The following is a 6712-nucleotide window of genomic DNA, read 5'->3' as shown; positions in this document are numbered from 1 at the left end:
CCGGAACCAGTGATTGGTTCCGGATTGTCCTACAGCAGAAGGATCGGTCAATGGATCCTTAACTGATCAGCATTGCTGCTGTGACAGGCCCTTTTTCATTTTCTGTGGTTCCGAGGATCAGGCCTCGGCTTTATTCAGCCACTCCACCCTGTACTGGGCGCCGGCGCCCTGGGCCAGCTTGGCGCACAGGGGTTTCAAGAAGGCCTCGATCTGCTCGTCCAGCATCCAGGGGGGGCTGACGATGAGCATGCCGGAGCCGTTCATGCCCCAATCGGCAGTCTGGCCGGCCACTTCCAGCTCCGCTACCAGGACGTTGCCGAAGTTCTCGCGCTTGATCGCTTTGAGCATGTCGCGGGACTTGTCCGCCTCTTGCCCGAGGATGGGATACCAGAGGGCGTAGATGCCGGTGGCCCAGCGCTTTTGCGCTTTTTTAAGGGTATCGACCACGGCGAAGTAATCTTCCTTCAGCTCATAGGGGGGGTCGATGAGCACCAGGCCGCGGCGCGGGGTGGGGGGCAGCAGGGCAACCAGCCCTTCGAAGCCGTCGCGATGGTGGACGGCGACGCGGGGGTCGTACCCCATGTTGGCGCGAAGATCCTCCACCTCGTTGTTGTGCAGCTCCATCAGCGCCAGCTTGTCCTGATCGCGGATAAGGCGGCGGGATAGCTCCGGCGAGCCGGGGTAGTAGCGCAACTGGCCATCGCTGTTCATCTCCTCGATGACACCCAGATAGGCGGCCATGGCAGACCACTGGGCCCGCTCATCCCACAGGCGTTTGATCCCGTCGGCGTATTCCGCCTTCTTCTGGGACCAGTCGCCGCGCAGGTCGTAGAGACCGCCACCGGCATGGGTGTCCAGCACGATGAAGGGTTTCTCCTTCTTCTTGAGGGACTCGATGATCAGGGCCTGGACGGCGTGTTTGAGCACATCGGCGTGGTTGCCGGCGTGAAAGGCGTGGCGGTAGCTCAGCATATGAGATCTCTGAGGGGGCCCTGCTGGGCACCCAGTAACGATAGATAGTGAAACAGGTTGCGGCTGTCGCCGCGAAACAGGGCGAGGGTGCGCAGGGTCTGCAGCAAGACCCCCTGTTGCAGCCGCTCCAGCTCCAGTTCGTGGGCCAGCATGGTCTGGTACTCCTCGGCTCCCACCCGTGACTTGGCCTGCTGGCGCAGGGTACGCCAGGGGAGCAGCACCGCCTCGGTCTGTACCAGGGCCGGTTGCAAGTCCGTGAGGTCGACCGGGATCCTGAGCAGGTCGAGGTGGTGCAGCAGGAGTGCCAGGTTGACGTTGCCCCCCATGCTTTGCACGTGGAGCCAGTCCTGGCTGCGCTGGCCATAGGCGCCTGTGCTCCATGTCCAGAACTCGGAAGGGGTGGGCAGGGCGTCGGGGCTGACCCGCTCGCTGGCCATCAAGGCTTCATCACGCAAAGAAGGCCTGCTCCATGGTTTCCAGCTCCTCAGAGAGGCTCATCCACTCCAGCTCGACGTGCTCCAGCTCCTCCTTGAGGGGGCCCTGGGACTTGAGCAGCTCGGAGAGCTTGCCCTTGGCGCTCTCTTCATAGATGGCGGGATCGGCGAGCTGCTCTTCCACCGCGGCCAGCTTGGCCAGCAGTTTCTCCATGCTGGTTTCGAGCTTCTCCAGCTTCTGGCGAAGCGGCCGGGTCGCTTGCCGGAACTGGGCTTCGAGGCGCTTCTGATCCTTGCGCGCCACCGCCGAGTTGGCGGAGACGGTGCCATCTGCCGGCTTGGCATTGGCCTCTTTCTCCTGCTCGCCGAGCCACTTGTGGTAGTCGTCGAGATCCCCATCGAAGGGCTCGACCCTGCCGCCGTGGACCAGGTAGAAGTCATCCGTGGTGGTGCGCAGCAGGTGACGGTCGTGAGAGACCACCACCATGGCCCCCTCGAACCCTTGCAGGGCCATGGTCAGGGCGTGGCGCATCTCCAGATCCAGGTGGTTGGTCGGTTCATCCAGCAGCAGCAGGTTGGGCTTTTGCCAGGTGATGAGGGCCAGCACCAGACGCGCTTTCTCACCGCCGGAGAAGGGGGCTACCTTGTCGAGCACCTTGTCGCCATGAAAACCGAAGCTGCCGAGGTAGTTGCGAAGCTCCTGCTCGGTCTTGTCCGGGGCCAGGCGCACCAGGTGATCGAGGGGGCTGTCATCAAGGCGCAGAGTCTCGAGCTGATGCTGGGCGAAGTAGCCGATGCTCACCCCGGCGCTCACCTCCAGCTTGCCGGAGAGGGGCGGGTTGGAGCCCGACAGCATCTTGATGAAGGTGGACTTGCCCGCGCCGTTGCGACCGAGCAGGCCGATGCGCGACCCCGGCACCAGGTTGAGTTTGATCTTCTCCAGGATCACCTTGTCGCCGTAACCGGCGCTGAGGTTCTCCATGGCGATGAGCGGGGTCGGCAGAGCGGAGGGCTCGCGAAACTCGAAGCTGAACTCGGAGTCGGCGTGGGCGGGCAGGATCTTCTCCATCCGCTCCATGGCTTTGAGCCGGCTTTGGGCCTGACGGGCCTTGGAGGCCTTGTAGCGGAAGCGGTCCACATAGGATTGCATGTGGGCCATCTCCCGTTGCTGCTTCTCGTACATGGACTGCTGCTGGGCCAGGTGCTCGGCCCGTTGCAGTTCGAAGTCGGAGTAGCCGCCGCTGTATTCGTTGAGCTTGCCGTTCTCGATATGAATGATGCGATTCACCACGGAGTCGAGGAAGTCGCGGTCGTGAGAAATGAGCACCAGCGTGCCCTGATAGCCCTTGAGCCACTTCTCCAGCCAGATGACGGCGTCCAGATCCAGGTGGTTGGTCGGTTCATCCAGCAGCAGCAGATCGGAGCGGCAGAGCAGCGCCTGGGCCAGGTTCAGGCGCATGCGCCAGCCACCGGAGAAGCTTCTGACCGGCGAGTCGAGCTGATCGCCGCCAAAACCCAGACCGTGCAGCAGCTCGGCGGCGCGGGCGCGAATGCTGTAGGCACCTATGGTATCGAGCTTGCCGTGCAGCTCGGCCACCAGCAGACCGTTGTCATCCGCCTCGGCCCGGGCGAGCTCGGCCTCCAGGGCGCGGAACTCCTTGTCGCCGTCGATCACGTACTCCAGGGCGGAGCAGTCCAGCGCCGGGGTCTCCTGGGCCACGCCGGCAATCTGCCAGCCGGCGGGTAGGCTGAAGCTGCCGTTGTCGATGGCCAGCTCGCCCCGCACCAGCGCAAAGAAGGTGGACTTGCCACAGCCGTTCTTGCCCACCAGGCCCACCTTGTGGCCGGGGTGTATGGTGGCGGACGCGTTGTCCAGCAGCGTGCGGCCGCCGCGGATCAGTTCGATTTGACTGGCAACTATCATGGATGGGTCTGCTTGGCTCGATTGAAGGAGAGAAACTGGCGCGGATCTTACGTGAAATGACACAAATTTGCACTTGAGGGCGGGGGGGATGGCTGCCGCCGGAAAAACGTGTCATAACAGAGACATCTGGGGGGCAGGAGGCTGACCATGTTGATTAAAGAGATCATGACGACCCGGGTCGCGACCGTTTCCATGGATGACAGGCTGAGCGTCATCAAGGAGATCTTCGAGCAGGCCCATTTCCGCCACCTCCTGGTGGTGGAAGAAGAGGAGCTGGTGGGGGTCATCTCGGACCGGGATCTGCTGCGTGCCATCAGCCCCTATCTGGACACGGATGCCGAGATGAACCGGGACACCGAGACCCTCAACCGGCGCGCCCACCAGATCATGAGCCGTGAACCCATCACCGTCTCCCCCGAACGCTCCCTGAAAGAGGCCGCCGGCCTCATGCTGGAGCACCAGATCTCCTGTCTGCCTGTGCTGGAAAACGGCGCCCTGGTGGGCATAGTGAGCTGGAAGGATCTGCTGAGGGTCATGCGCGGCTGGCAGCCGGTCTGACGGGGCGGGGAAGGTGTGCGGGGAGTCCGTGTCGCCCGGCAGGGCTTCCCTGCTTCTCGCCTTGTTGAAGGATTAAACTGCATTTATCCCGTTTTATAGATCACTTGTATTGCTATATTGATTTTTTTTTGGTCATAAGTTCCGCAAAAATTATTTCGCGTGACACTATGTGTCGCGGCGTCAGCTCGAATTGACGCTTTTATAATTAATCGTTCGCCGCTTCAGTTCCCATCAAGGTTTCCGGATCTACCTTAGGCCATCGGCACATCAACCGATCAACGACCGAACTCTGGTCTGACAGAGAGTGCTTACACCTGAGGAAAGAACAATGAAAAAGACAGCATTGACGATGGCCATCTCCAGCCTGCTGCTGGCCGGTGGTGCACAGGCCGCCAACGTTTACGATCAGAATGGTACCAAACTGGACATCGGCGGCCGCGTCAACGGCATGTACTACGGCACCGATGACAACGCCACCGAAGGCGATGCCAGCTACCTGCGTCTGCACATCGCAGGTGAAACCAAGGTTGACGAGGATCTGACCGCGTTCGGCTTCGCCGAGTACAACCTGCCGGTCTCCGGTTCTGACAACGACGAGCTGCGTTACGCCTATGCGGGCATCAAGCACGATCGCTTCGGTGCCTTCAGTTACGGTCGCCAGGACGGTCTGTTCACCAAGGCGGTGAACAACTACACCGACGTGCTGCCGGAGTGGGGTGGTGATGGTCTGGGCAAGGACACCGAGGTGTTCGGCACCGGCCGTACCAACGGCCTGGCCCAGTACATGTACAACTGGCAGGGGCTGACCCTGGGTGCCCAGTTCACCGGCAACAACGACCCGCAGAACGCGAGCCGCAGCGAGCGCGTCGGTCCGAACAGCACCTGGAGCCCGAAAGGTTCTTCCGAGGGGTATGCCCTCTCTGCCAACTATGACTTCAACATGGGCCTGAGCCTGGGTGCCGCCTACAACCAGGCTGGCAAGACCGACGAGCAGGCCGAGAACGTGAGCTTCGGCGGCGACAGCGACGCCAAGCTGTTCGGGGTGGGCGCCAAGTACGCCGTCGGCAACCTCTACATGGCCGCCACCTACTCCCACGGTGAAGATCACCTCTTCGTGGACACCGGCTCCATGCGCGGTTACGCCGAGAAGATGGATGGCTACGAAGCGGTCGTGCAGTACAACATCACGCCGAAGTTCAAGCCCTCCCTGGCCTACCTGCGTACCGACGTGAAGGACAGCGCTCACGGCATCGATGACACCGCGACCGAATACGTCTCCGTGGGTGCCTGGTACAACTTCACCGACAACTTCAATGCCTACGTGGACTACAAGATCAACCTGCTGGACGAAGTGGGTTCCACCGGCAAGAACAGCCTGAACAAGTCCACCGACGACATCGTCGCCGTGGCCCTGCAGTACAACTTCTAAGTCGTCCCGGACGCACTGCACATCCCAGGACCGGCCCATGTGGCCGGTCTTTTTGTTGCTGGCGGACCGCGCGGGATGACAAGAGCGGCACGCCGGGGTTCAGCAATGGCCCCGTGTGGTCGATACCCTTGTTGTCGGGGCCGGTGCGTGGCTGTGCTTGCCATGAGGCAGTGATGGGGCGATGATCACGCCCCGTGGTCAAGATCCTATCTTTCCTCGACGCTTTTCATTATTTCTATATAGGCTTGCGTTGTCCCGACAGGGAAAGCGGGGCTGGTTGGCATGTCGCAGCTCCGGTGCGGGGCAATTTCGGGAAATGGACGTAAGGGCGTTATATGGCGAGCATATTGGATTCAGTGGATCAACGTACCCAGCTTGTAGGGGAGAATCGCCTGGAACTGCTGATGTTCCGTTTGGGTGCCCAGCAACTGTTTGCGATCAACGTCTTCAAGGTGCGGGAAGTGGTCAAGCTGCCTCATCTGAACAAGATGCCGGGGTCCCACCACAACATCAGCGGCGTCGCCAACATTCGCGGCGTCTCCATCCCCGTTATCAACCTGCGCGGTGCCATCGGGATGCGTCCCATGGCCATCGATCAGGAGTCCAACCTCATCATCACCGAGTACAACCGCACCATTCAGGGATTCCTGGTGGGGCAGGTGGCCCACATCGTCAATATGACCTGGAAGGACATACTGCCGCCGCCCCGTTCGGCGGGTCGTGCCAACTACCTCACCGCCATCACTCGCATCCCGGAAGGGGGCGTCGACCAGATCGTCGAGATCATCGACGTGGAGAAGGTGCTGGCGGAGATCATCACCTATGACGTGCGCATCTCGTCCGAGGTGCTGGACGAAGAGATCCTGCCCCAGATGCAGGGACGCCGGGTGCTCATCGTCGATGACTCCAGCACGGCCCGCAACCAGGTGCGCGAGACCCTAGCCCAGCTCGGGCTCGAGGTCATCGAGTGCCAGGACGGCTTGCAGGCCCTCAAGCTGCTCAAGGGGTGGTGCGATGGGGGCAAGAAGGTGACCGACGAGATCATGCTGATGATCACGGATGCCGAGATGCCGGAGATGGATGGTTATCGCCTGACTCACGAGGTGCGCAGCGATCCGCGCATGTCCGATCTCTTCATCACCCTGAATACTTCCCTGAGCGGCAACTTCAACGAGGCCATGGTCAAGAAGGTGGGGTGTGATCGCTTCATCTCCAAATTCCAGCCCGACTTGCTGGTGGATGTGGCCCAGCAGCGGATGCGGCAGATCCTGGGCCGCTGAACCCGGCACGCCGAACCATGAGAAAGCCCCCGCCATGCGGGCAATGCTGATCAGTTAAGGATCCATTGACCGATCCTTCTGCTGTAGGACAATCCGGAACCAATCACTGGTTCCG

6 protein-coding genes are annotated in these 6712 nt (G+C 61.4%); 3 read left to right on the top strand and 3 right to left on the bottom strand.

Going from position 1 to position 6712, the window contains the following annotated elements; translation table 11 throughout:
* Window positions 1-117: 117 nt before the first annotated feature.
* The 3 genes from PG887_RS21425 to PG887_RS21415 are packed head-to-tail and all read right to left on the bottom strand — an operon-like array spanning window position 118 to window position 3330.
* The gene (locus PG887_RS21425; protein WP_270822867.1) at window positions 118-972 is read right to left on the bottom strand and encodes a 23S rRNA (adenine(2030)-N(6))-methyltransferase RlmJ; all 855 of its coding nucleotides are present in this window, start codon (window positions 970-972) and stop codon (window positions 118-120) included.
* Window positions 966-1427 carry a DUF2390 domain-containing protein gene (locus PG887_RS21420; protein WP_039040190.1) on the bottom strand — a complete coding sequence of 154 codons (462 nt, stop codon included), beginning with the start codon at window positions 1425-1427 and terminating at the stop codon, window positions 966-968. Before PG887_RS21420 ends, PG887_RS21425 begins: the two co-directional genes overlap by 7 nt.
* Entirely contained in the window at window positions 1420-3330 is a 1911-nt protein-coding gene (locus PG887_RS21415; protein ID WP_270822866.1) for an ABC transporter ATP-binding protein, read from the bottom strand. The genes PG887_RS21420 and PG887_RS21415 overlap by 8 nt, the downstream gene beginning before the upstream one ends.
* 147 nt (window positions 3331-3477) lie before the next feature.
* Here PG887_RS21415 and PG887_RS21410 point away from each other — a divergent pair, with 147 nt between their 5' ends.
* The 3 genes from PG887_RS21410 (at window position 3478) to PG887_RS21400 (ending at window position 6597) form a co-directional block, all read left to right on the top strand.
* Window positions 3478-3888, top strand: a complete 411-nt coding sequence (locus tag PG887_RS21410) for a CBS domain-containing protein (protein WP_010675511.1) — start codon at window positions 3478-3480, stop codon at window positions 3886-3888.
* A 328-nt stretch (window positions 3889-4216) separates the two neighbouring features.
* Window positions 4217-5317: a porin gene (locus tag PG887_RS21405; protein ID WP_128313973.1), complete on the top strand. Its 1101-nt coding sequence runs from the start codon at window positions 4217-4219 to the stop codon at window positions 5315-5317.
* A gap of 335 nt (window positions 5318-5652) precedes the next feature.
* Complete coding sequence (locus PG887_RS21400; RefSeq protein ID WP_010675509.1) at window positions 5653-6597, top strand: chemotaxis protein CheV; 945 nt, start codon at window positions 5653-5655, stop codon at window positions 6595-6597.
* Window positions 6598-6712 lie beyond the last annotated feature (115 nt).

Source organism: Aeromonas sp. QDB14 (genome assembly GCF_027707845.1).
Classification (GTDB): domain Bacteria; phylum Pseudomonadota; class Gammaproteobacteria; order Enterobacterales; family Aeromonadaceae; genus Aeromonas; species Aeromonas caviae.
The sequence above is the reverse complement of the archived record's forward strand: the minus strand, read 5'-3'. Positions and strand labels throughout refer to the sequence as shown.